Raw genomic sequence first — 23,037 nt, forward strand, 5'->3', positions numbered from 1 at the left:
ATCAGGCCGGAAGCGCCGGCCAGTAACGCGGAATTGATGCTCATTGCATGCTCCTTGCGTTTAACGACAAAGGGAGCCTTCTGCTTTCAAGGTTGACCGGACCGCCCTTCTGGCGACCGGGTTCAGGCCGGCGGCCTGAGAGAATTAGACGGGGGTCTCTCCGTCTCTGAGTGAGAGTATCGAGGAGAGCGGGACGCGAATGCCGCCCATCTCAACGATGACATCGGATCCGGACAGATCCACGCCCGTCACCCTGGCCGAGGCACGGATGGTGGGCGCTAGCGTGTTGCCGTCGGCGTCCGCAGCGAGAATCTCGAGCGAATAGGCGCCATCGGGCATGACGGAACCGGCGCTGTCGCGCCCGTCCCAGGTAAAGCTGTGGGTCCCGGTCGAGCTGGAGCCGTCATAGCGGCCAAGCTCACGGCCGGCCGCGTCCTTGACCACGAGCGTTGTCTGGCGGCTGTCCTCTGGCAGGACGTAATCCCAGCTGGCGCTGCCATTGCTCAGCGTAGACTGATTAGTCTCGGCAACGCCGACCTTGCCGATATAGGAAACGGCAGAGTTCTGCGCGGAGGCCGCCTGGAGCAGGAGCAGGTTTTCCAGATTCTGGTTCTGCTGGATTTGCTGTTCGACACTGGAGAAATCGACCAGCTGATTGACGAACTGGGTCGAGTCCAGCGGATCAAGCGGGTCCTGGTTCTTCATCTGCTCGGTCAGCAGGGTGAGGAACATTTCGAAATTGTCGCCGAGGCTCGCACTCTGACTGGACAGGGCGCTATTGGAGCCGAGCGAGCCGGTGATTTGGGAAATGTCGACCATGGGTTCTCGTCCTAAATCCGCATGTCCAGCCGGTCGCGTCCGCCGGCCAGGCGGAAGCCATAGGCTTCATGTTCTGCTTGGGGTTCGACGGCCGTTTCGGCCAGTTCGAGATATTCGCTTTCCTGGAAGACCGGGATCATGTCCTCATCGAGCTGATCCTCGGCATCCTCCCAGTGCGTGTCGCTGCCAAGCTGGAATTCCAGCCCGTCATCGCCGACTTCCAGTCCCGCCTCGGCCAGGGCCCGCTCCAGCTCGCGCGCATTGCGCTGCATCTCGGCCAGGGTCTCCGGGCGTTCGATGGTCAGGATCGCCTGAACGCGCTGATCCGGTGACAATTCCAGCCGGACATCGACACGTCCAAGCTCAGCCGGATCCAGGCGGATATCAAAGACCCGGGCACCATTCACAAAACGACGCTGGATCTGGGCCGCCAGATTGGTCGCGGTCTGCGGTGTGAAGCGGGCGCCGTCCGGCGTCGTGGAGCGTTCCAGGCCGGTCGGGCGGGCGTCCATGCGGTTAAGGGACAGATCCGGCTCGGCGCGCAGTCCGCTTCCGCCATCAAGCGGAAGGGGCGGCGGCAGGGTGTCGGCGGGCAAGGGCGCGGTCGTGACTGGCTTGGCCGCTGCCGAGGCGGTCGACGTGGCTGTCAGGGTGGCGCTATCGGCCGTTGATGCGGCTGTGGCAGCCGGGGCGCTGGCCGGCTTGGCGCTGGGATTGGCGGTCGCCCCGGCGCTGGTTGCGGCGGCCTTGGCGTTTTTCTGCTTCAGCTGCACGCCGGGTGCCGACGCGGGAGCCTGTTGCGGCGGTGCCGGCGTGATAGCCGGTGCGGCGGATTCAGCTGTCATGCCCGACTGGGCTTGAGCAGGCGGCATTTGAGCAGGCGCGGTCATGGTCGCGCCGGGCGCAGTCTGACCGGCGGGGCGGGGCTGAACCGGTTCCGGATTGAAGGTCACGCCCTTGGCAGCGCTCGCTGTGACGTCAGGCTTTAGATCGGCCTTTGTGCCCGTTGCATCGATTTTCGGCTTGCCCATGCTGGGGTCGGCCAGAGCAGGCCCGGTGCCTGGCAGCGGCTCCAAGGCCGGCGTCGCCGGTGCCGTCGTGTTGGGCCCCGTCGGGATGGACGGCAATCCGGTGGGCAGTGCTGAGGGTGCCGCTGGGGCCGGGGGCGTCGCTGCCGCAGCCGCTACCTCCGGCGCCGTCGGAGGCATGACGCTGGCGGCTGACACTTGCGGGTTCGCCGTTCCGGCCGGCGTTGACACATTCACCGGCTTTGACACGGCCATTTTTACAGCGGACGTCACCTCCGCGCCGCTTGCATCGCCGGGCACGACTGCCATGGTGGGCTGTTTGCCGGGTTCCAGCGCAGCGCTGACATCGCCCTGCGGTGATGCGGGCAATGTGGTGTTCGGCGTGATTGTTGGGTCGGCCGGTGCCTGGCCACTGGCGTTCAGCGCGGCAGCGAGCGCGGCGCCATTATAGCCATCTGCAGAAATCCGGCTGGATAGCCATTCGGCGCGCTGGTTGAAGCGGCCGGCGAGGGCGTCAGCCTGGGCTGTCTCGACTTGAGCGACCTGACCATTGGCTCGCGCGGTCTGCTCCAGGGCATCAGGGCCGAGCGTCGCAGCGGGCTGCGCCGCCGCTGTTGCCACAGGGTTCGCGTCCGTTGCGGTGACAGGTGAGCGGACCGGATTGGATACGCCTGCAGCGAGCGCCGGGCTGGATTCAACCGGGTTCGCCTGGTGCAGCGATGTTTGCGGGGGCAGGGTCAGACCGACCGGCCCCGGATTGATGGTTGGTCCGCTATCAGCCGTCATTCCCGTCACGGGCGGAGCCGAGAAGGCCGGTGCCGGTATGTTCGCACGTGTATTGATAACGGGCCGGTCAGTGGCAAGCGCCGGATTTGCATCGGTCGCCGAGCCCGCCGCCGGAGCAATGTCCTGGCCGGCATTGCGGCTTGTCTGACCTGCTGCTTTCAGCATGGCTTCTGCGCGGGCGGCCTGGTCCAGGATCGACGGCCCCGGGTTTGTGGTCGGCTGCAGCAGTGCGGTCCCGGGCGGCAGCGCGGGTGCGGTCGGCACCTGCATATTCGCCGGAGCGATCGCGGCGGCATCCACCGGTTCGGTGATCAGCAAGGCGCCGTCCGGGCTGGCTTGCGCCATATCATCAGGAGAGGGGGCGTTTTGCGTGGCCGGTGATTGCGGCTTGGGGGCAGCTTGCGCTGTGGCGGCAGTGGCTACGCTCTGCTGCTGCGGTAACAGGGAATCGAACAGCCCGGTCGGCTGACCATCTGCATTGCCCGCCGTGGTGCCGGCACCGGTCAGACCGTCGGTCGTCGTGGTGGCTGCAGACCCACTTAGAAATGTCGTACTCAACAGGCTGGCTTGCATGTCGCTTCTGGTCACTCGTTTCAAACGCCCAACGCCGGGGTGGCGATGGTCCGCCTCATCATCCGCAAGCGTCGTGCCATTCAGAAAATCACACAACCAATTGAAAATATGTGTTAATTTCGTGGTAACACCTGTAAATTCCGGGCTGGCCCGGCGCTTTCTGCCGCCTGCTAGGCCGATGCTGCCGGGTTCCGGGGTGGGCAGAGCGAGACGGCATCCGGCGGTGGCATTTTCACCGATCCGGGACCTGAATCCGGGAGTGGCGCGAAACTGGCCCGCCGATTGCGATGTTAATCATACGGCGCGCACACGGTCGTGCCCTGTACGGATTTGAAAGCGCATGAAAGACAACGCGAAAACAGTTACTTGTCAGCATTCTGAGCGCCTTGGCACCTTGTTGCTGAGTGCGCTCGATGTGGGCAAGGCTTGCCGGTCCGGCGGCATTATTCGCCGGCCTACGCGTGAAATTATGCGCAATGAAGGGAGCTCGCCATGTCGCTGAGCGGTGTCCTTGGGAATGCCCTGACGGGTCTGAATGCGAGCCAGGTGGGTCTGCGTTCGGCCTCCAACAACGTCGCCAACGTCAATACGCCCGGCTACGCCCGCACGACGCCGAACCTGGTCTCGCGCAATGTCGGCGGGACCGCGATGGGCGTCGAGATCCAGGGCGTCACCCGTATCGCCGATAAATTTCTCCAGGCCGCATCAATCAATGCGATCAGCGATGAGGGGCGCGCCAGCGCCCTGGCGACCGCACTGGACCGCGTGCAAGCCCAGTTCGGTGGTTTGGATGACCCCGGTTCCATGTTCGCACGCATGAACAAGGTGTTCGACAGCCTGTCGCAGGCCAGCGTGGACCCGTCCCTGTCTGTCGCACGCCTGTCTGCCGCGGCTGATATCGACAGCTTCTTTGACGAGACCACGCGTCTGTCGATCGAGATCAAGCAGCAGCGACAGGAAGCAGACGCCCGTATCAATTCCAATGTTCAGCGGGTGAACGAGATCCTTGGCGAGCTGTTCGAGCTCAATACCAGCGTGCAGAACCTGGCCTCAGGCGGCGGTGACAATTCCGGTGCTGCCAATCGCCAGTCCGAGCTTCTCGACGAGCTGGCCAGTATCATGGATATCCGCGCGACCACCCAGCCCGATGGCCGGGTCGTGGTGCGGACCGAAGACGGCGTGTTGTTGATGGACAATTTCGCCATGAACATCACCTATCAGCCGGCGGGGACCGGCGCGTTCAAGACCAGCTATGGCAGTATCTCTGCGGTGCCGCCGAACGGGGTGCCCGTTGAGCTGAACAGTCACATCATGGGCGGTGAGCTGCGCGGGCTGATGGAGCTGCGCGATGTCCAGTTGCCGCAGATGGCGGAAGAGCTGGCCGAGCTTACGGCCGGCTTTGCTGACACGCTGAATGCAGCCCACAATAATTCGTCGGCCTATCCGGCCCCTCAGATCCTGACGGGTGGAAATACCGGCTGGGATGTGAATGACTATCACTATTTCACCGGTCAGATGACGATCGGCGTCAGCGATGCGACTGGCGTGCTGGTCTCGCGTGTGGATGTGGACTTCGATGCGGCGACCCTTTCGGTCGATGGTGGCGCAGCGGTCGGGATCGGCAATACGATCGGCACCCTGTCGACGGCGATCGATGCCGCGCTGGGTGCCAATGGCTCGATGAGCTTTTCCAATGGCGTGATGACGTTGCAGGCCGATGTCGCCGGTAATGGCGTGTCCATCCTGCAGGACCCGGCCAACCCGTCCGACCGTGGCGGTCGCGGCTTCTCGCACTTCTTTGGTCTCAACGACATTGTTCGCTCTGAGCGGCCCTATTTCTTCGAGACCGGCGTCAATGGTTCGCGGCCGCACCTGTTCTCGGCCGGTGAGTCCGTGACCTATGAAGTCAAGACGGCGAGCGGCGGTTCCGTGGCCTCGGTGAATGTCCCGATCGTCGCCGGCCAGTCCTTCAACGACCTCATCACCGCGATCAACGACCCGGCGAACGGTGTCGGCCGCTATGTCACACTGTCGCTGGATGCCCAGGGCCGCCTGATCCAGACGCCGGTCTCGGGTTTCGAGAATTTTGATGTCAACCTGTCCGGCGATACCACGGCGCGGACCAGTTCCGGCCTGTCTTTCTCCGAGCTGTTCGGCGTGGGGCTGGATGCCCGTGCCGGCCGGGCCGAGATTTTCTCGGTCGACACCGCGATCCGGGCCAATTCTGACCTGCTGGCCCTGGGCCAGCTGGATATTGATGCGGCGACGGTGGCCGGTGATGTCGTGCTGAGTTCGGGTGATAATCGCGGCGGTATTCTGCTGCAGCAGTCGCTGGGCGAAACCCGGACCTTCAATGCGGCCGGCTCCCTGGCCCAGTCCAACGCCAATCTCAATGATTATGCCGCCCGCTTCGCCGGCATGGTCGGCTCGCGTGCTGCGCGGGCCGAAAGCGAAGCTGAAAGTGCCAGTGTTCTGATGGAGACAGCGGCCCAGAAACGGGCCGATGTCGAGGGGGTCAATCTCGATGAGGAACTGGCGTCGATGACCATGTATCAGCAGTCCTACAATGCCTCGGCGCGCATGCTCCAGGCGGCGAAGGAAATGGCCGATACGCTGATGAACATGCTCTAGGAGGCTTTTGACCCATGGCCCGTATTTCAACCTTTGCTGCGTCGCAGACCGCCCTGATGGATCTGATGAAAGCGCAGCGCAGCGTGTTCGAAACGCAAAAAGAGCTGATCACCGGCAAGAAGGCGACCGATCTCAAGGGGGTGGGCCAGGAGGCCGAGACGCTGAGCGCCACCCGCGCGGCGCTGGCTCGTTCCAAGGCCTACGAGCAGGCCGGCGTCCGCGCCCAGGCCCGGCTTGAGGCCCAGGACACCGCCTTGAATCGTCTCAATGATGCGGCGACGGATCTGCGCATGGCGCTGACCACCAAGGACGGCAATTACATGATGCACGAGGTCCGCGAGATCTTTAACAGCGTCGTCAACACCCTCAATACGCGCCATTCCGGGGCCTTCATCTTTGGCGGCACGCGGTCTGATATCGCGCCGGTCAATGTCGCTTCGCTCAATGACCTGCTCCCACTGGGCAGCGCCGCCGAGGTCTTCGAGAATAATCAGCGCCGCCCGGCGGCTCAGCTGGACCAGCAGATCTCGGTCGATGTCGGCATGTTGGCCGACGAGGTTGCAGGTCCGCTGATGGACGCCTTCAAGCGCATTGTCGATTTCGAAAACGGAGTCAACGGCCCCTTCGTGCAGCCGATGACCGATGTGCAGCAGACCTTCGTGACCACCGAGGTCGGCAACGTCATCGCGGCGATCGACAATATCATCAACAAGACCGGTGAGGCCGGGTCGTCCCAGGCGCATGTCGAAACCCTGATCTCCAGCCACCAGGATCGACAGGGCTTCCTCGAGCGTTTCATCGGCGACATGGAGGATGTCGACATGGCCGACGCGGCGACCCGCTTCCAGCAGGCCCAGACGGCCCTGGATGTCTCGGCGCGAACCTTCTCCTCGCTGAGCCAGGTCTCGCTGCTGAACTTCCTGCGATAATTGGCGGGCGGTCCGAATTCGCTAGTCTGGCGTTTTTAACGCCCCGACGGCATGCTCATCCCACCGCAAATTTGCCGCCGCGCACTCCATCCCCTATATACCCGCCACCTTATTCACCGTTTGCTGCGGGCCTTGACCCCGCTGGAGGCGTAAATGACTACTTCCGCGACCGGCGGCGCCATTGCGTCTGTCGATGCTCTGCTTTCCGATCTCAACCTGTCCGGCGATCCGCTCGGTCTTGGCGGCAAACCTGGCGATCATCGTGTCGTTGTGGCCATGTCCGGCGGGGTCGACAGTTCTGTCACCGCGGCGCTCTTGCACCATCTTGGCTATGACGTGGTCGGCGTGACGCTGCAGCTCTACGACCATGGTGCGGCGATCCAGAAGAAGGGTGCCTGCTGCGCCGGTCAGGACATTTACGACGCCAAGCGCGTCGCGGAGGAGTGCGGCTTTCCGCACTATGTGCTCGATTATGAGAGTCGGTTCCGCGAAGCCGTGATCGAGGAATTCGCGGACACCTATCTGGCCGGCTATACGCCCATTCCCTGTGTGCGCTGCAATCAGACGGTCAAATTTGCTGATCTGTTGGAGACCGCGAAACAGCTCGGTGCCGAGTGCATGGCGACGGGGCATTACATCCAGCGCGTCATGGGCGAGCAGGGGCCAGAGCTGCGCCGGGCGGCGGATCAGGGCAAGGACCAGTCCTATTTCCTGTTCGCCACGACGGAAGAACAGCTCGACTTCCTGCGCTTCCCGCTGGGACATCTCAACAAGGACCAGACCCGGCAGCTGGCCGAGGCCTTTGGCCTGATCGTGGCCGACAAGCCGGACAGCCAGGATATCTGTTTCGTGCCCAATGGCCGCTATGTCGACATTGTCGAGAAAGTCCGGCCCGGCGCGTCGCGCCCGGGCGAGATTGTGCATGTTGATGGCCGGGTGTTGGGCCGCCATGAAGGCGTGATCCGCTATACGGTCGGCCAGCGCCGGGGGCTGGGCATTGCTGCGGGTGACCCGCTCTATGTCGTGCGGCTCGATGCGGAGAATGCGCAGGTCGTGGTCGGTCCGCGCGAAGCACTCGAGGTCGATACGATCCGCCTGAATGACGTCAACTGGCTGGGCGACGAAGACCTCGCCGATGGCGCCCCCGTGCGCGTCAAGGTCCGCTCGACCCGGCCGCCTGTTCCCGCCGCACTGTCAGTTGATGGCGACACGGTCGGTGTCGTGCTGGCTGAAGGCGAGGAGGGTGTCGCGCCGGGCCAGGCCTGTGTCTTCTACTCCACCGATAATGAGGACCGCGTCCTCGGTGGGGGCTGGATCGCGGCCACTGGCGGAAAGGCGAGCGGGTCCGGCGTGCGGCTTATCGGCTAGCGCGTCCGGTCTCGCGGCCCTATGATCATGCCCATGCGACTGATCGCTTTCATACTTCTCCTGCTCGGCCTGTCTGCCCCGGCAGCAGCCCAGGTCGGCACGCCGGCCTATATCGAGCATGTCGCCCGTTGCGAGGCGGGGGAGGGGTATGCCTGTGCCTATGCGGCCCAGCTCGGTCAGCGCGGTGACCAGACGTTTTGGCTCTCCGACGAACAGGTGCGTTTGCGTATCTTGGGCTGCCGCTTTGGTCAGGACGGGTCGTGCTGGAAGTTCGAGCGGATCGGCCGACCCAACCCTTACGCCCCCATGCGCAATGACCGCGGGGCTTTCCTGCCCATGGTGCGCGAGGGCTGCCGTAACGGATCGGACATGGCCTGTTTCCAGGCGGCGCGGGAATTGTTTGATCGAAATGGTCCCGGAGATCTGGCGGAGGCGCTGGAGCATGGTGAGCTGGGCTGTGTGCGCGGTTTTTCCGATGCCTGTGCCGTCTGGACGGATGTCCTCGTAGCGACCGGCGGCGATGCCGCGCCGGCACGGGCCGAGGCCTGCTTTGGCAATCGCCCGGGCTATCTGCCCAAGGCGCCCTATTGCGAGGCAGGCTGTGAGGCCGGGGATCGCGAGGCCTGCCTGACCCTGGCCACCATGCTGGAACGCGGCCGCGACGGGGCGCTGCATCTGCATCGTGACACCCGCCGGGCCCGGCAATTGCGCACTCTGGCGGGGACTTTGGCCGGCGCAGCCGATTAGGCCGGCGCCGTCAGGCCTTTCCAGGCCAGAACCACCAGCCAATGCAGAATGACCGCCGGCCAGATTGATCCGGTCAGGCGGTAGAGAAGTGTGCAGGTCGCACCGAGCGCCCCGGTGATCATCAAAAAGCGCCAGTCCAGGAAGATGTCCTGCGCCATGGGCAGGCCGAGCCAGACCTGGGCCGGGTGCCAGAGGATGAAGGCGACCAGGGCGGCGGCAGCGCGTATGGAGCTGGTCCGTCCCGCCAGCCCCGCGCGGAAGACCAGCTCCTCAGCCAGCGACGGCACGACGAATGTCACCCCGGCGACAATCGCGAATGACGGCCATTCAACTGCCCAAGCGACCTTGAAGAGGTCAGACCAAAGTCCGACATATCCGGCCACGACAAGAAAGAGTGCCGTAATCATAAGGGATTGCCAGTAATGGCGCAGTTTTGCAGGAGGGCGGAGTACGCCTGCTGCATGTGCGAAAAGGCTTGACGCAGTGCCGCATCTTCTCAACATGCGCGCAGACTAAAACCGTTCGGCATCCCGCCCCAAGTCTTTGCAAGGAGATTTCACATGAGCGCAATGGACGATCCGGTCGTCATCGTCGGCATGGCCCGCACCCCGATGGGTGGCCTGCTGGGTGAACTGGCCAGCGAATCCGCGAATGAACTCGGTGCCGTAGCGGTGAAGGCCGCGATGGAAGAAGCCGGTGTGGCGGGCGAAGACGTTGACCAGATTGTCATGGGCAATGTGCTCATGGCTGGTCAGGGCCAGGCCCCGGGGCGCCAGGCGGCGATCAAGGCCGGTCTGCCCAAGTCCGTTGAAGCCACTACGCTGAACAAGATGTGTGGCTCCGGCATGCAGGCGGCGATCATGGGCCGGGCCTCGATCATGGCCGGCGATGCCGACATCATCATTGCCGGCGGTATGGAGAGCATGACCAATGCTCCGCACATGCTGCCGAGCCATCGCGGCGGCTTCAAATACGGCCATGACACTGTCAAGGACCACATGGCCCAGGACGGCCTGGAAGATGCCTATGAAGGCGGCCCGATGGGCAATTTCGCTGACATGATCGCGAAGGAACATCAGTTCACCCGCGAGCAGCAGGACGCCTATGCGCTGGAAACCCTGGCTCGCGCCCAGCGCGCTGCGGAAGAGGGCGACTTTTCCCGCGAAATCACCCCGGTGACGATCAAGACCCGCAAGGGCGAGATCACCGTCGACACCGACGAATTGCCGCGCAAGGCGATGCCGGAGAAAATCCCGTCCCTGCGCCCGGCCTTCAACAAGGACGGTACCGTCACCGCCGCCAACGCCTCGGCGATCTCGGATGGTGCTGCTGCCCTGGTCTTGATGCGTTCGTCGGAAGCGGAGCGCCGTGGCCTCAAGCCGCTGGCCAAGATCGTTGCCACCGCGGCCCACGCTCACGAGCCTGCATACTTCACCACCGCCCCGGTTCCCGCCATGCGCAAGGTTCTCGAGCGCGCGGGCTGGACGACCGATGATGTCGATCTGTGGGAGATCAACGAAGCCTTCGCGGTCGTGCCGATGATCGCCATGAAAGAGCTCGGCATTTCCCACGACAAGGTCAACGTCAATGGCGGGGCCTGTGCGCTGGGCCACCCGATCGGCGCGTCCGGTGCCCGCATCATGGTGACCTTGCTCTCCGCGCTGGAAAAGCATGGCAAGAACAAGGGCGTTGCTTCTCTCTGCATCGGCGGCGGCGAAGCTACGGCGATTGCTGTCGAGCGTATGTAGCAAGCGACCTCAGCTCCGATGAGATGATAGAGGGCGGTGCCGATGGTGCCGCCCTTTTTCTCGCTCTAGCGGGGATCGAGATCGGCCAGTATCGCCGCGATTGCTGCCGCATGCCCCGCCACGGGCGAGTCTTCCGGGAAGGGGTGGATCGCTATATCAGGTTCAAGTCCGCGCGCTTCATGGGCGGTTCCGGATGTGTCCTCGAACCTCTCATTGGACAATTCCAGATACCAGCCATTGGGCAAGGGCTTGGCGAGCGGGGTGGAAAAGGCGCCGCGCGTCGTCGCGCCAACCTGGGTGACGTGCTCAAGCTGGCGCAGCATCATTGTCGTGATCTCGCCGCAGGACACGGTGACATCGCTCGTGAGCACGTAAACCGGGCCGGTAAAGCGCGGACCTTCGGCGGGCTCAATCGTGTAGCGGGCGACCGGTTCCGGTTCATTGCCGACGCTGACGGCATATCCAAGAAACGGTGCGTCCGTGAAGCGCGAGGCGATGGACCGGCAAACCGCATCATAGCCGCCGCGATTATTGGATAGGTCGAGAATGACGGCGTCCATTCCCTCGAACTGTGTGAGGGCCTCGTCCATGATGGTGTCGAGAGCCGCGAGCTCGGCAGCGGCCCATTGTGGCGTGCCAGCTTCAAACTCGGTTACGAACCCGCCCATGGTGAAAAATTGCAGATAGCCAACCCGGTCATCGATCGTTCCGGTTATGATGCGGTCATTGGCGATATGCTGTGCGTCCTCGTCGAGGACATCCGTGACTGTTTGCTGGATCAGGCCGATAAGCCACGGCGTTTCCCCAAGTGTGGCGTCAATGCGGGGCAGGGTGTCGCCAAGGCCGAACTGGGCCCGTCGGCGCTCGCCGTCAATTTGGGCAATCAGCTTGGTGTGGCTGTCGCCCAGGGGGGCGATCATGCCGGCCAGCAGATCAAATAGCTCGGCCTCGCTCATGTCGCCTCTGAGCTGGCGGCGTGCCGTGCCGACCTGGGCCGGCCAGTCGACACCGCGGGCGTCAAAGAAGGCGTAATGCCGTTCGAACACCGATACGAAGACGTCGAAGACGGCCTGCGGCGAGGTGTCGAGGTTCGCAGTACAGTGCGCTGGCAGCGCGTCGAGGCGCTCGAAGCGGGCATGACCATCGCCGGGTAGGTACTGGAAGCGCGCCGTGTCGGCGCTGATGGCCGTGAAATAGCGGTACTCGATCTGCCCCATCAGGGTCGGGCCGTCAGTCGGGCTGGGATAGCAGGCGGCCGGCGTGTCCTGCCAGCGGGTAATCCCGTCCTCGTCGATCTCGAGGATCCAGCCGCTTTCGTGTGATCGCCACACGCCCTGCGCCGCGGCCAGAACGCTGTCCTCGCCGAGAATGTCTTGGCGAACCGGTTCAGCCGCACACGCACTGGCGCTGGTAACCAGCGTGAGGAGGGCAGGGATCAGAAAACGGCGACGCATGGGTGAAGCTCCAAAAATGACCGCGGTCACCTTTATGGTCTCGCGTCAGGAATGGCAAGCGCCAATCGTGCCGAGCAGGGTTTGCAGCCGCTGCCGCATACGATCTGGGGCATCGTCCAGCTGGTCGGTAACCATCGCCTCCCGCCAGGTGCCGGTGGCCAGGGCCAGGATGAGGTCGGCGAGGTGTCTGGGGTCGGGGGCTTGTGCTGGCAGGTTGGCGCTGCGCAGCAAAGCCTCAATCCGGTCGGCGACTTGGCGATCGGTGTCCTGTTCGACAACGCGCAGGCTTTGCGACCGCGGCGCCTCGATATTCTTGGCGCGCCACATCTCGGGATATTGCCGGGTCAGACGCCCGATGCCCATGGTCAGTTCGAGCAGGCTGTCGATCAGCTCGCCCTGAGGTAACTGCGCTGCGAGATAGTCGGCGATCAAGGCGTCATACCAGGCCGCGAGGATATCGGCCTTTGTTGGAAAGTGGTTGAAGAATGTGCCCTTGGCGATGCCAGCGGCGCGGGTGATATCGGTGACGCTGACCGTGTCATAGCCATCGCGTTCAATCAGGCGCAGGGCGGCGTCATAAATCGCCTGCCGGACCGCCTGTTTCTTTTCTTCGCGCCGTCCGGCCAAGCCGTTTCTCCCGCTAGCCCTCGATATGACCCAGGGGCAGGCCGGTGCTGTCCTTGACGTTACGAATCTGCACGGAGGTGCGGAAATCGCCGACCACGTCCAGCGGGATGAGCTTGTCGGAGACGAAGTCGTTATAGGCGTCGATATCCGGCATCACGACCTTGAGTAGATAGTCGGACGGGCCGGTCATGGTGACGGCCTCGGTGACCTCCGGGAAGCTCTGGATCGCGGCTTCGAATTTCTCGAAATTGGCCTTGCGCGCCGGTGAGATTTTCACCTCGATATAGGCGGTGAACATCAGGCCAAGCGTGCGGCGATCGAGCTGAACCGTGCGGCGACGGACAATGCCCTCGGTCTCCAGCCGGCGGATGCGGCGCCAGCAGGGCGAGGGAGTGAGGCCGACAATCTCGGCAATATCGGCTACGGAGCGGCCTGCATCTTCCTGCAGCGCTTCAAGAATGCGGACGTCTACGGAATCAAGGTCGGCGATCATTTTTGCCCGAAACCCCCGTTTTCGGCGAAATTTGTGCAACGCGGAGCGTTATCGATGGCGCATATGGCACATTGATCCAAGGTCAGGCAAGGCTCGTGTTGGGAGGAGTAGCTCTAGCCGCCACCACAGTCGCCGCCGCCGCCCCCAAAATCTCCGCCGCCATCGATGAAGCCGCCGCCTCCGCTGCCATCGCCTTTGCCCGAGCCGGGATTGCCGCCGATGAAGGCGCCGAACAGGCCGAAGCTCGCCGCAATGACCAGGACGAAAGGCTGAGCGGCCAGGCTCATCAGGATCGGCAGTGGGTTGCGGTCGGCCACGAAGTAGATGAACAGGCCGAAGAAAACCGGAATGACAAGCACCCCGATGGCACCGCCGATCAGCGCGCCGACTGGCTTTTTGATCATGATTTCGATCCCCGGATTTCGAGGCGATAACTAACCCCGCTTCGTTCTGTGAGCGCAACCATTTGGGTTGTGCGGTCTGGAATGGCCCCTGGGTGGCGACGAATTTTTGCGGCAAACATCCTTTGGTCGCGAAATTCATCCGGATTGCTGCAGATTTGCACGCGCAAATGGCACATTGATCCAGCGCTGGACAAGGCCCTGCCATCCGCGTTAGACGCCCCTCGCGCAACCGGCATTCCCCGGGGCGCATATCCAGGCAGTTCCGCCGCAGTCATTGCGAGAGCCCATGACGCAGACCGATCCCCGCTTCCACGTTCCCGCGCCGCATGTGCGGCCCGGCGATACGCCCGACTTCTCCCATATCAAGGTTCCACCGGCCGGCGAAGCCAAGCGCCCCGAGCCCGATGTCGAGGCTCACGAGACGCGCGATCTGGCGACCTCTCTGGTGCGTGTCCTTGACCACAACCACCAGGCCGTGGGCGAGTGGGATCCGAAGCTGGACGCGGACGTGCTGCGCGAAGGTCTCAAGCACATGGTGCTGACGCGGGTCTATGACGACCGCATGCTCAAGCTGCAGCGCCAGGGCAAGATGAGCTTCTACATGAAGTCGACGGGCGAGGAGGCTGTTGCCGTCGCCGCCGCGATGGCGCTGGACAAGGGCGACATGGTCTTCCCCTCCTACCGCCAGCAGGGCATCCTGTTTGCCCGCGGTCGCGACATTGTCGACATGATGTGCCACTGCATCTCCAACAGCCGCGATAATCTCAAGGGCCGCCAGCTGCCGGTGCACTACACCTGGGCCGAGGGCAATTTCTTCTCCATCTCGGGCAATCTGACAACGCAATTCCCGCAGGCGGTCGGCTATGCCATGGCCTGCCAATACAAGGGTGAGAGCCAGATCGCGGCGAGCTGGATTGGAGAAGGTTCCACCGCCGAGGGCGATTTCCATGGGGCACTGGTCCTGGCCTCGACCTACAAGGCGCCGGTCATTCTCAATGTCGTCAATAACCAGTGGGCGATCTCGACCTTCCAGGGTATTGCCGGCGGTCAGGCGGAGACGTTTGCGCTCAAGGGCCAGGGCTACGGCCTCGCCACGCTGCGCATCGACGGCAATGACTTCCTCGCGGTTTACGCGGCAACGCAATGGGCGGCCGAGCGCGCCCGTGCGGGCCTCGGTGCAACCGTGATCGAAAGCTATACCTATCGCGCCGACGCGCACTCTACCTCGGATGACCCGTCCGGCTATCGCCCGAAAGGCGAGGAAGCCAAATGGCCGCTGGGTGACCCGATCGAGCGCCTGAAGCAGCACCTGATTGGTCAGGGCGAGTGGGATGAGGAGCGTCACGCCGCCCTCGAGAAGGAACTCGATGAGCTCGTGATCAAATCCTACAAGGAAGCGGAAAGCTTCGGCACCCTGCATGACGGGCCCTTGTCGCCGGTCGAAAGCATTTTCGAAGATGTCTATGCCGAACCGGACTGGCGCCTGCGCCGCCAGCGTCAGGATCTGGGAGTTTAATCGTGGCCAAGATGAACATGATCCAGAGCCTCAATTCGGCGCTCGACAATGCCATGGAGAAGGACCCGAACGTCATCTCCTTCGGTGAGGATGCGGGTTATTTCGGCGGCGTTTTCCGTGTCACCGCCGGCCTGCAGGAAAAATACGGTCTCGACCGTTCCTTCGATGCACCGATCAATGAGGCGGCCATTACCGCCATGGCGATCGGCATGGCAGCCAAGGGATTGAAGCCCGTCGCCGAGATCCAGTTCGCCGACTATATCTTCCCGGCGATCGACCAGATCGTCTCCGAACTGTCGCGTATCCGTTATCGCACCGCCGGCCAGTTCACCACGCCGGTCGTGGTGCGCACGCCTTGCGGCGGCGGTATCCGCGGTGGTCAGACCCACTCGATGAGCCCGGAAGCCTTCTTCACCCAGGTGCCCGGCATCCAGGTGATCATGCCATCCAACCCGTATGACGCCAAAGGCCTCTTGATCGCCGCGATCGAGAGCCCGGACCCGGTCGTCTTCTTCGAGCCCAAGCGCCTCTATAACGGCCCGTTCGACGGTGACCCCACCAAGGCGCTGGAAACCTGGGCCAAGCATGAGAAGGGCGAGGTTCCGGAAGGTCACTACTCCCTGCCGATCGGTAAGGCGGAAGTGGTCCGCGAGGGCAATGACGTCACCATCATCGCCTATGGCACGCTGGTGCATGTCGCCCTGGCAGCGGTCGAGCGCGAAGGCATCGATGCCGAGATCATCGACCTGAAGACGCTGGTGCCCTATGACATCGAGACCATCGCCGCCTCGGTCAACAAGACCGGCCGCTGCATCGTCTCCCAGGAAGCGCCGCGCACCTCGGGCTTTGCTGCCGAGCTGGCTGCGCAGATCCAGGAAGAGTGTTTCTATGCTCTCGAGGCGCCGATCGCGCGCGTCACCGGCTGGGACACGCCCTACCCGCATGCACATGAATGGGCCTATTTCCCGGGCCCGCAGCGTTTCATCAACGCCATCCGCGAAGTTCTGGAGGCCTGATCATGAGCGAATATCGCTACAAGATGCCCGATGTCGGCGAAGGTATCGTCGAGGCGGAGATTGTCGAATGGCACGTCAAGGAAGGCGATACGGTCAGCGAGGACCAGCACGTTCTTGATGTGATGACCGACAAGGCGACGGTGGAAATTCCCTGCGCCGTGAACGGTGTCGTCACCAAGCTGGTCGGCGAGCCAGGCGAGGTGATCGCGGTCGGTACCCAGATCATGTTCATTGCCGTGGACGGCGAAGTTCCGGCCGAAGAAGAAGCCGCACCGGCACAAGCGCCGGCCGAGGAGGCGCCGAAGGCAGACGCTGTTCCGGCACCCGCGCCGAAGGCAGAGCCTGCTCCGGCACCGGCTCCGGTCGCTCCCACAGCACCGGCTGTTGCCGCGCGCCCGGAGGGCAGCCGCGCCCTGGCCAGCCCGGCCGTGCGCAAGCGGGCCCTGGAAGCCGATATCGATCTGTCCTCCGTGCCGGGAACCGGCCCGGCCGGCCGTGTCACCCATGCCGACCTGGATGATTTTATCGCCGCCGGTGGCCGCCTGGTCGCCAAGGCCGGCGGGTCGGGTTCCGGCCGTGCCCCGCGCACCGGTGTGACGGAAGAGAAAATCATCGGCCTGCGTCGCCGCATCTCCGAGAACATGTCGCACGCCCAGCGCACCATCCCCGACATCGCCTATGTCGAGGAGATCGACGTCACGGCGCTGGAAGAGCTGCGCAAGCATCTCAATGCGACCAAGTCGGATGATCAGGCCAAGCTGACCTTCATTCCCTTCCTGGTCATGGCGCTGACCAAGGCGCTGCCGGAAACGCCGCAGGCGAACAGCCATTTTGACGGCGAGAACATGGTGCTGACCAAGTTCGACGCGATCCATGCCGGTGTCGCTGCGGCGACGCCGAACGGTCTTATGGTGCCGGTCATCAAGCATGCCGAAGCGCTCGACATCTGGCAGATCGCCGGTGAGCTGAAGCGTCTCGGCGCCGCCGCCAAGGCCGGCAAATGCACCAAGGATGAGCTTTCCGGTTCGACCATCACCATCACCTCGCTCGGCGCGATCGGTGGTCTGGTCACCACGCCGATCCTGAATGCACCGGAAGTGTCGATCATCGGCGTCAACAAGATGCAGACCCTGCCACGCTTCGATGACAATGGTCAGGTGGTCGCGCGCAAGGTGATGAACCTGTCGAGCTGTTTCGATCACCGCATCGTCGACGGCTATGATGCCGCCATGCTGATCCAGCGGGTCAAAGGCTATCTGGAAAACCCGGCGACGCTGTTCATGTGACCGGCGGGCATCCCCGCGCAGGCAGGGAGCCAGAGACATTCAAGAGCGGGATGCGCTGACGGCGCGTCCCGCTTTTTTGTTCTTACCTCTCTCGGATACCCTTGAAGGTGTCGCAAAGAGGGTTTGATGTTCCGCGCCTGGAGCTGGATGCTCGATAATTGGGGGTTGGCCATATCCGTCTGTGGCGCCGGTATGCTGTCGATGGTTTTCGCACCGAAGCTCTGGGGTTGGTCGCCGGTCGCGAGCGCCGCGGGCTTGGCCGTAACCTTTTTCGGGCTGCTGATTTATATCGCTGCCCGCTCAGCTTGGCTGCAGATGCAGCGGCCTCGCCGCCGCGCCTTCCGCAAGAGGCGGCGATAACGTTTATGAACTCAACTGCGCCGAGGGGCCTGTCAGTTCCCCCGACTTCATGTCGGGGCCCGGCGGTATCTCAGCGTCGATGACTCCAGGCGCTGAGGGTTCCAGGAGTCATTGACGTGTTCATTTCCGCCAGGCCCCGGAATAAATCCGGGGAAAGTGTGGTTTGGAATCTCAGCGCCCCCCTTTTGCGGTCTGAATTCAACTGCGTCCTTCCCACACCCTCCCGCTTGCCCTATATCTTATGTCACCAATGGTGACATAAGAGGCTGAGCCGATGGAAATCTACGAAATGATCCGCCAGCACATGACCGATAATGTGCCCTTTGCCGGCTATATCGGCGTGGAGCTTGTCGAGTTGAATGGCGAGCGGGGTGTGGCCCGTTTGAGCAAGCGGCCCGAGGTTGAGAACCATATCCAGACCATGCATGCCGGTGCGATGTTCACGCTCGGAGAAGCCGCCTCGGGTGCGGCGATGGGGGGACTGTTGGCGGACCAGCTGCTGGCGGCCCGTCCCGTCGCGGCGAATGCCTCGATTAAATACGTAAAGACGGCCAAGACCGATATCAAGGCAATCGCGACGGCGAGCATCCCGGCTGAGGATGCGCTCAAAGCTTTCCACGCGGACGGCAAGGTCGTGTTCGATGTCCATGTCGATATCCGTGATGCCGACGAGAATACCTGCGCCGAGATGACGGTGGCCTGGCATATCAAGAAGCTGGGCTAGGTGGCGCGGCGCTATCACCATGGCGAGGTGCGGCCAGAGGCCATAAGCGCAGCGCTGGCGCTCACCGAGGCGGGCGGTCCGGAGGCGGTGACCATGCGCGCGGTCGCTGCGCGTGTCGGGATCGACCACCGGGCCATCTATCGCCATTTCGATGACCGGGAGGGGCTGCTCACCGAAGTCGCGGCCCGGGGCTACGGCGACCTGCTCGAGGCGATGCAGGCGGCCGGGTCGACGCCGGACCTGAAGCGCGACTTCGAGGTGTCGATCCGCTTCGCGCTCGCCCGGCCGAAACTCTACGCCCTCATGCTTAGCCAGCCGCGGGAGCGGTTGTTTGATGAGGGCGTCCCCGAGCAGAGCGTGCGGGCACTGCTCGGGTACTTCATGATCGCGGGCCAGGCCTTGTTGGGGCCAGACGCGCCGGAGGAAATCGTCCGCAATCTGGTCTTTGCCGCGCTGGGAGCGAGTTACGGTCTGATTACTTTGGCCGCCTCGATGACGCTCGCACCGCGCTCGCCGGACGCTCTGGAGGCGTTTTTGGTCGAGCAGGTCACCGGCGTGATCGAGGGGCAGGTTCTGCGCTTGACCTGAGACGACAATCCGCGCCAATTAGGGGCATGCCTGAGCTCGTCAAACAGATCTGGTCCCTGACCATTAGCGCCATCGCCGTCTGGGGCGTGGGCGTTTTCCTGTTGATGTTCAACTATCAGCGTCTGAGCATCGAGCCGCACAGCCTGCCCGGCATTGTGTTCGGGTCTGCGCTGGCGGTGATTATTGCTGCAGTCGCCTGGACGCTGGGGCGCCGCTTCCTTGCGCGGTAAGGTTCGCCAGACAATCCCCCTCACTCCTATCGCGATAACATCCTAGTCTGAGCCGATGGGAAAGAAGTATCGCTACCGATTCTGGCACAGTTCCTGGGACCACCCCAATGACACGCCAAAGGAGACGCTCGATGAGCTCGAGCGCAGCCTGTGGCGAACCAGTGCTGGCATATTCGGCTTTACGTTGGCCATGATTGTCTACGGCTTCTTGCTGCACGGCTTTGCCTGGCCGCCCCTCGTGCCGATTATCGGCTGGTCCATTGTCCTGGTTGGCGGGACGATCGGTGTGTTGGTCTATCTGTCCCGCAAGGCCGATCAGGAACGCTAGCTTTTCTCCGGAACCGGGCCGAAGCCCTCGGATGCGATGGGTCGCGCCTTTCTTGGCGGGCTGCAGGCGCCGAAAAAAGCACGTGGCTTTCCGTGTCTGAGCACAAACCCTTTCCCTTTCCTGCCTGAGCGTCTAAACGGCTCGCGATATTCCGCGCATTCGCGCACATTTCTTTCTCAAGAGGCTCTCCCATGCAGAAACGCTCTTGCCAGGTTCTTGTTGTAGGTGGTGGTCCGGGTGGTTATCCGGCGGCGATCCGCGCCGGTCAGCTGGGACTGGACACGATTATCGTCGACAAGCACGGGCTCGGTGGAACCTGCCTCAATCGCGGCTGCATCCCCTCCAAGGCGATGATCCATGCGGCGACCAAGTATGGGGAAATGGCCAAGCATGCCGAGGGTGACGTGCTGGGTATCTCGCTGGCCGAAGCTCCGAAGCTCGACATGGGCAAGCTGGTGGGCTGGAAAGACGGTATCGTCTCCAAGCTGACCGGTGGCGTCGGCCAGCTCTTGAAGGCTGCCGGTGCCGAGCACATTGCCGGGTGGGCGAGCTTCCAGAATGCCAAGACCTGCCTTGTCGACATGGACAATGGCGAACAGGTCGAGATCACGGCTGAGCACGTGATCCTGGCCACCGGTTCGGTCGAGGTCGAGCTGCCTTTCCTGCCGTTCGGCGACAAGGTGATCGGGTCTACCGACGCCCTCGATCTGACCGAGAAGCCGGAAAAGCTGGTTGTCGTCGGTGCGGGGTATATCGGGCTGGAACTGGGCATTGCCTTCCGCAAGCTGGGCTCCGAGGTGACCTTTATCGAAGCCTCTGACGGTATCCTGCCGCTCTATGACAAGGAGATCACCCGCCCGATCACCATGTGGCTGAAGAAGCACAAGGTGGCGGTCAACCTGTCCTGCAAGGCCAAGGGCATGTCCGAGCGGGACGGCAAGGCCGTGCTTGAATATGAAGACGCCAAGGGCGAGCTGCAGACGATCGAAGCCGACAAGATCCTCGTCGCGGTCGGCCGCAAAGCCTGCCTCGACGGCTGGGGTCTGGAGAATATGGGCCTCGACCTGGTCGATGGCCGCTTCATCAAGGTCGATAATCAGTGTCGCACCGGTATGCGCGGCGTGTTCGCGATCGGCGATGTTGTCGGCGAACCGCTTCTGGCGCACAAGGCGACGGCTCAGGGTGAAATGGTCGCCGAGATCATTGCCGGCCACCGCCGGGTTCATGACCCGGTCTCCATTGCCGCGGTCTGCTTTACCGAGCCGGAAGTCGTCGGCGTTGGCCTGACCCCGGACCAGGCCAAGGCCAAGGGCGAAGAGACCATTGTCGGCAAATTCCCGCTCGCCGCTTCGGGCCGCTACCTGTCGATGGAAGCGGGCACGGATGGCGGCTTTGTCCGCATCACGGCGCGCAAGTCCGACCATGTCGTGCTCGGCATCCACGCCGTGGGCACGCATGTCTCCGAGCTGTCAGGTGAATTTGCCCTGGCGGTCGAAATGGGTGCGCGCCTGGAAGACATTTCCGGCACCATCCACGTCCACCCGACCCTGACCGAGGGCTTCGCCGAGGCGGCCCTGACCGCGCTGGGGCACCCGATCCATATTTCCGCACCGAAGAAGTAAGGTCGAGGGGAGATGAGCGATCACCCGCTAGCCAGCCGGATGAGCACGGAGCGCCAGTTCGAGGGGGAGGGCGTTGGCTGTATCTCCTTCGAGACGGCCTTTCTGCGGTCTCGTACGGTGGCACCGGAGGAGATCGACGAGCTCGGCCACGTCAATAATGTCGTCTATCTGCGCTGGGTGCAGGATGTCGCGATTACTCATTGGCATACCGTTTCACCGCCTGAGCAGATCGCGAGCGATGTCTGGGTAGCGCTGAAGCATACGATCGAATACCGCGACCCGATCCTGCCCGGCGAAACCGCCGAGATCCGCACCTGGCTTGGTCGGGTGCATGGCCCGCGCTTTGATCGTCATGTCGATATCCGCAAGCCGGGCGCCAAACGCTTCTCTGCCCGGGCGGTGACGGAATGGTGCCGAATCGACACCGCAACGCGCCGGCCCAAACGGGTGGCGGGCGATGTGCTGGACACGTTCGGGGTTGCCGGCTTGCTTTAAAGGCGCGCGTCAATGCCGGCCGCCTGCGCGGCCTCATTCAACTGATCGATCGTCATTTCGTCCAGCGGTACACCGTCGCGTTCGCGCTTGCCGCGCCAGGCGCGTTCGGCGTCGCCCGGGACGAGGACCGGGCTGTCCCAGTCCATCAGCGGGGATTGGGTGGCATAATCGCTCACCGCGTCGATTTCCTCGGCCATCCAGGCCGGGTCACCGAAGGCGGCCGGGTCAATCAGGATGGAGAAGAGTGAGTTGAGAATGCCGCCGCGGCGCGCCTTGGCCGGCTGGATCGTGCCCGAGCGCGACAGGACGCCGGCCAGCAGCTCACAGGCGAAGGCGAGACCATAGCCCTTGTGCCTGGCCATCGGGGTGAGGGCGCCCTTGACCTCGAAACCGGTCATGCCGCTGGGATCGGTGGTTTCCATCCCGTGCTCGTTGAGCAGGGCGCCCTTGGGGACGGTCAGCCCCTTATTGGCGGCGACACGGACCTTGCCGAGGGCGATGCGGCTGGTGGCCATGTCGAGCAGGAATGCACCGCGCTCGTTGGACGCGGGAAAGCCGATACAGACCGGGTTGGTCCCGAAGCGGGCATCAGAGCCGCGGAAGGGCGCAACGAGCGGGGTGTGATCGGTGACGTTGACGAAGTGCATCGACACCAGCCCCTGCACGCTCAGGCGTTCCGCATAGGCACCGACGCGGCCCAGATGGTGGGCATCGGCGAGGGTGGCGCAGCTCAGCCCGTGGGCACGGGCTTTTGGCGCGGCACGGGCAAACAGCGCGTCCGCGCTGGGGGCGCCCCAGGAAGAATGGGCATGCATCTGGGTGAGCACGGTGGTGTCGGTGATCGCCTCCGGTTCGCCATCCAGCTTTACCAGACCGGATTGGGCGTGACGGATATAGGCGGGTAGCAGGCCGACCCCGTGACTGTCATGACCGCTCAGATTGGCCTCGACCAGGTGTTCGGCCACCCGTGCGGCATCCGTGTCCTTCGCTCCGGTTGAGCGAACCAGGCCTTGGGCGAAGGCGGTCAGGTCCGGGGCGGCAAAGCGGCGTTCATTGGCAATCATCGAAGATCAATCTGCGTGGCGGGGACCATGAAAGAGGGGTCGATAAAAACAATTCCCTTTGTTTAGTCGAATATTAACTACACTTGAAAGCCAAACCCGTTCCGAATTGGCACAGAGTCGATTTGAGTAAAATTTTACAGAGTTAAATTTTTGAAATAATTTGTGAAATTAAACGCAGCCTGAGCTGAAATTTTCGATTCG

Annotated in this window: 23 protein-coding genes; 15 read left to right on the forward strand and 8 right to left on the reverse strand. The window is 63.2% G+C overall.

What is annotated here, in order from left to right:
• Positions 1-144: 144 nt before the first annotated feature.
• Both Q1V51_RS06935 and Q1V51_RS06940 read right to left on the reverse strand, forming a co-directional pair.
• Positions 145-819 (reverse strand): flagellar hook capping FlgD N-terminal domain-containing protein, encoded by a 675-nt coding sequence (locus Q1V51_RS06935; protein ID WP_300554522.1) that lies wholly within the window; start codon positions 817-819, stop codon positions 145-147.
• An 11-nt stretch (positions 820-830) separates the two neighbouring features.
• Positions 831-3,191 carry a flagellar hook-length control protein FliK gene (locus Q1V51_RS06940; protein WP_300554524.1) on the reverse strand — a complete coding sequence of 787 codons (2,361 nt, stop codon included), beginning with the start codon at positions 3,189-3,191 and terminating at the stop codon, positions 831-833.
• A 507-nt stretch (positions 3,192-3,698) separates the two neighbouring features.
• On the opposite strand from Q1V51_RS06940, the gene flgK reads away from it, so the two are divergent.
• The 4 genes from flgK (at position 3,699) to Q1V51_RS06960 (ending at position 8,881) form a co-directional block, all read left to right on the forward strand.
• Positions 3,699-5,837, forward strand: a complete 2,139-nt coding sequence (gene flgK, locus Q1V51_RS06945; RefSeq protein WP_300554526.1) for a flagellar hook-associated protein FlgK — start codon at positions 3,699-3,701, stop codon at positions 5,835-5,837.
• 14 nt (positions 5,838-5,851) lie between these two features.
• Positions 5,852-6,766, forward strand: a complete 915-nt coding sequence (locus Q1V51_RS06950; RefSeq protein WP_300554528.1) for a flagellin — start codon at positions 5,852-5,854, stop codon at positions 6,764-6,766.
• 153 nt (positions 6,767-6,919) lie between these two features.
• On the forward strand, positions 6,920-8,134 hold the full coding sequence (mnmA, locus tag Q1V51_RS06955; protein ID WP_300554530.1) for a tRNA 2-thiouridine(34) synthase MnmA: 1,215 nt from the start codon (positions 6,920-6,922) through the stop codon (positions 8,132-8,134).
• 33 nt (positions 8,135-8,167) lie between these two features.
• Positions 8,168-8,881 carry a hypothetical protein gene (locus Q1V51_RS06960; protein WP_300554532.1) on the forward strand — a complete coding sequence of 238 codons (714 nt, stop codon included), beginning with the start codon at positions 8,168-8,170 and terminating at the stop codon, positions 8,879-8,881.
• On the opposite strand, the gene Q1V51_RS06965 is transcribed toward Q1V51_RS06960, so the two are convergent.
• Positions 8,878-9,288, reverse strand: coding sequence for a CPBP family glutamic-type intramembrane protease (locus Q1V51_RS06965; protein ID WP_300554533.1), 411 nt, complete (start codon positions 9,286-9,288; stop codon positions 8,878-8,880). The genes Q1V51_RS06960 and Q1V51_RS06965 overlap by 4 nt on opposite strands.
• Before the next feature lie 153 nt (positions 9,289-9,441).
• Here Q1V51_RS06965 and Q1V51_RS06970 point away from each other — a divergent pair, with 153 nt between their 5' ends.
• The gene (locus Q1V51_RS06970) at positions 9,442-10,629 is read left to right on the forward strand and encodes a thiolase family protein (protein ID WP_300554535.1); all 1,188 of its coding nucleotides are present in this window, start codon (positions 9,442-9,444) and stop codon (positions 10,627-10,629) included.
• A gap of 65 nt (positions 10,630-10,694) precedes the next feature.
• Here Q1V51_RS06970 and Q1V51_RS06975 read toward each other — a convergent pair whose 3' ends face one another.
• From Q1V51_RS06975 to Q1V51_RS06990, 4 genes are all read right to left on the reverse strand, one after another.
• Complete coding sequence (locus Q1V51_RS06975) at positions 10,695-12,083, reverse strand: S41 family peptidase (protein WP_300554538.1); 1,389 nt, start codon at positions 12,081-12,083, stop codon at positions 10,695-10,697.
• A gap of 45 nt (positions 12,084-12,128) precedes the next feature.
• Positions 12,129-12,710, reverse strand: coding sequence for a TetR/AcrR family transcriptional regulator (locus tag Q1V51_RS06980; protein WP_300554541.1), 582 nt, complete (start codon positions 12,708-12,710; stop codon positions 12,129-12,131).
• A gap of 13 nt (positions 12,711-12,723) precedes the next feature.
• The gene (locus Q1V51_RS06985) at positions 12,724-13,203 is read right to left on the reverse strand and encodes an Lrp/AsnC family transcriptional regulator (RefSeq protein ID WP_300529171.1); all 480 of its coding nucleotides are present in this window, start codon (positions 13,201-13,203) and stop codon (positions 12,724-12,726) included.
• Between the two features lie 113 nt (positions 13,204-13,316).
• Complete coding sequence (locus tag Q1V51_RS06990) at positions 13,317-13,607, reverse strand: hypothetical protein (RefSeq protein WP_300554543.1); 291 nt, start codon at positions 13,605-13,607, stop codon at positions 13,317-13,319.
• A 286-nt stretch (positions 13,608-13,893) separates the two neighbouring features.
• On the opposite strand from Q1V51_RS06990, the gene Q1V51_RS06995 reads away from it, so the two are divergent.
• From Q1V51_RS06995 to Q1V51_RS07040, 10 genes are all read left to right on the forward strand, one after another.
• Positions 13,894-15,123 carry a thiamine pyrophosphate-dependent enzyme gene (locus tag Q1V51_RS06995; protein ID WP_300554545.1) on the forward strand — a complete coding sequence of 410 codons (1,230 nt, stop codon included), beginning with the start codon at positions 13,894-13,896 and terminating at the stop codon, positions 15,121-15,123.
• Positions 15,124-15,125: 2 nt separating this feature from the next.
• On the forward strand, positions 15,126-16,139 hold the full coding sequence (locus Q1V51_RS07000; RefSeq protein ID WP_366522718.1) for an alpha-ketoacid dehydrogenase subunit beta: 1,014 nt from the start codon (positions 15,126-15,128) through the stop codon (positions 16,137-16,139).
• A gap of 2 nt (positions 16,140-16,141) precedes the next feature.
• The gene (locus Q1V51_RS07005; protein WP_300554548.1) at positions 16,142-17,425 is read left to right on the forward strand and encodes a dihydrolipoamide acetyltransferase family protein; all 1,284 of its coding nucleotides are present in this window, start codon (positions 16,142-16,144) and stop codon (positions 17,423-17,425) included.
• A gap of 126 nt (positions 17,426-17,551) precedes the next feature.
• On the forward strand, positions 17,552-17,785 hold the full coding sequence (locus Q1V51_RS07010; protein ID WP_300554551.1) for a hypothetical protein: 234 nt from the start codon (positions 17,552-17,554) through the stop codon (positions 17,783-17,785).
• A gap of 274 nt (positions 17,786-18,059) precedes the next feature.
• Positions 18,060-18,509: a YiiD C-terminal domain-containing protein gene (locus Q1V51_RS07015; protein WP_300554554.1), complete on the forward strand. Its 450-nt coding sequence runs from the start codon at positions 18,060-18,062 to the stop codon at positions 18,507-18,509.
• Positions 18,510-19,097 (forward strand): TetR/AcrR family transcriptional regulator, encoded by a 588-nt coding sequence (locus Q1V51_RS07020; protein ID WP_300554557.1) that lies wholly within the window; start codon positions 18,510-18,512, stop codon positions 19,095-19,097.
• Between the two features lie 26 nt (positions 19,098-19,123).
• Positions 19,124-19,327, forward strand: a complete 204-nt coding sequence (locus Q1V51_RS07025; protein ID WP_300554559.1) for a hypothetical protein — start codon at positions 19,124-19,126, stop codon at positions 19,325-19,327.
• A 55-nt stretch (positions 19,328-19,382) separates the two neighbouring features.
• Positions 19,383-19,655: a hypothetical protein gene (locus Q1V51_RS07030; protein WP_300554562.1), complete on the forward strand. Its 273-nt coding sequence runs from the start codon at positions 19,383-19,385 to the stop codon at positions 19,653-19,655.
• A 191-nt stretch (positions 19,656-19,846) separates the two neighbouring features.
• Positions 19,847-21,277 (forward strand): dihydrolipoyl dehydrogenase, encoded by a 1,431-nt coding sequence (lpdA, locus tag Q1V51_RS07035; protein WP_300554564.1) that lies wholly within the window; start codon positions 19,847-19,849, stop codon positions 21,275-21,277.
• Positions 21,278-21,289: 12 nt separating this feature from the next.
• Complete coding sequence (locus Q1V51_RS07040) at positions 21,290-21,772, forward strand: thioesterase family protein (protein WP_300554567.1); 483 nt, start codon at positions 21,290-21,292, stop codon at positions 21,770-21,772.
• Here the strand turns inward: Q1V51_RS07040 and Q1V51_RS07045 are convergent.
• Complete coding sequence (locus Q1V51_RS07045; RefSeq protein WP_300554569.1) at positions 21,769-22,836, reverse strand: malate/lactate/ureidoglycolate dehydrogenase; 1,068 nt, start codon at positions 22,834-22,836, stop codon at positions 21,769-21,771. The genes Q1V51_RS07040 and Q1V51_RS07045 overlap by 4 nt on opposite strands.
• Between the last annotated feature and the right edge of the window lie 201 nt (positions 22,837-23,037).

Source organism: Maricaulis sp. (assembly GCF_030149235.1).
GTDB lineage: Bacteria > Pseudomonadota > Alphaproteobacteria > Caulobacterales > Maricaulaceae > Maricaulis.

Bases quoted from the DNA above. Each gene is read 5' to 3' on its own strand.
- Q1V51_RS06935 (WP_300554522.1), bottom strand. From the start codon at position 819: ATGGTCGACATTTCCCAAATCACCGGCTCGCTCGGCTCCAATAGCGCC.
- flgK (WP_300554526.1), top strand. From the start codon at position 3,699: ATGTCGCTGAGCGGTGTCCTTGGGAATGCCCTGACGGGTCTGAATGCG.
- Q1V51_RS06950 (WP_300554528.1), top strand. From the start codon at position 5,852: ATGGCCCGTATTTCAACCTTTGCTGCGTCGCAGACCGCCCTGATGGAT.
- mnmA (WP_300554530.1), top strand. From the start codon at position 6,920: ATGACTACTTCCGCGACCGGCGGCGCCATTGCGTCTGTCGATGCTCTG.
- Q1V51_RS06960 (WP_300554532.1), top strand. From the start codon at position 8,168: ATGCGACTGATCGCTTTCATACTTCTCCTGCTCGGCCTGTCTGCCCCG.
- Q1V51_RS06965 (WP_300554533.1), bottom strand. From the start codon at position 9,288: ATGATTACGGCACTCTTTCTTGTCGTGGCCGGATATGTCGGACTTTGG.
- Q1V51_RS06970 (WP_300554535.1), top strand. From the start codon at position 9,442: ATGAGCGCAATGGACGATCCGGTCGTCATCGTCGGCATGGCCCGCACC.
- Q1V51_RS06975 (WP_300554538.1), bottom strand. From the start codon at position 12,083: ATGCGTCGCCGTTTTCTGATCCCTGCCCTCCTCACGCTGGTTACCAGC.
- Q1V51_RS06985 (WP_300529171.1), bottom strand. From the start codon at position 13,203: ATGATCGCCGACCTTGATTCCGTAGACGTCCGCATTCTTGAAGCGCTG.
- Q1V51_RS06990 (WP_300554543.1), bottom strand. From the start codon at position 13,607: ATGATCAAAAAGCCAGTCGGCGCGCTGATCGGCGGTGCCATCGGGGTG.
- Q1V51_RS06995 (WP_300554545.1), top strand. From the start codon at position 13,894: ATGACGCAGACCGATCCCCGCTTCCACGTTCCCGCGCCGCATGTGCGG.
- Q1V51_RS07005 (WP_300554548.1), top strand. From the start codon at position 16,142: ATGAGCGAATATCGCTACAAGATGCCCGATGTCGGCGAAGGTATCGTC.
- Q1V51_RS07010 (WP_300554551.1), top strand. From the start codon at position 17,552: ATGTTCCGCGCCTGGAGCTGGATGCTCGATAATTGGGGGTTGGCCATA.
- Q1V51_RS07015 (WP_300554554.1), top strand. From the start codon at position 18,060: ATGGAAATCTACGAAATGATCCGCCAGCACATGACCGATAATGTGCCC.
- Q1V51_RS07025 (WP_300554559.1), top strand. From the start codon at position 19,124: ATGCCTGAGCTCGTCAAACAGATCTGGTCCCTGACCATTAGCGCCATC.
- Q1V51_RS07030 (WP_300554562.1), top strand. From the start codon at position 19,383: ATGGGAAAGAAGTATCGCTACCGATTCTGGCACAGTTCCTGGGACCAC.
- lpdA (WP_300554564.1), top strand. From the start codon at position 19,847: ATGCAGAAACGCTCTTGCCAGGTTCTTGTTGTAGGTGGTGGTCCGGGT.
- Q1V51_RS07040 (WP_300554567.1), top strand. From the start codon at position 21,290: ATGAGCGATCACCCGCTAGCCAGCCGGATGAGCACGGAGCGCCAGTTC.
- Q1V51_RS07045 (WP_300554569.1), bottom strand. From the start codon at position 22,836: ATGATTGCCAATGAACGCCGCTTTGCCGCCCCGGACCTGACCGCCTTC.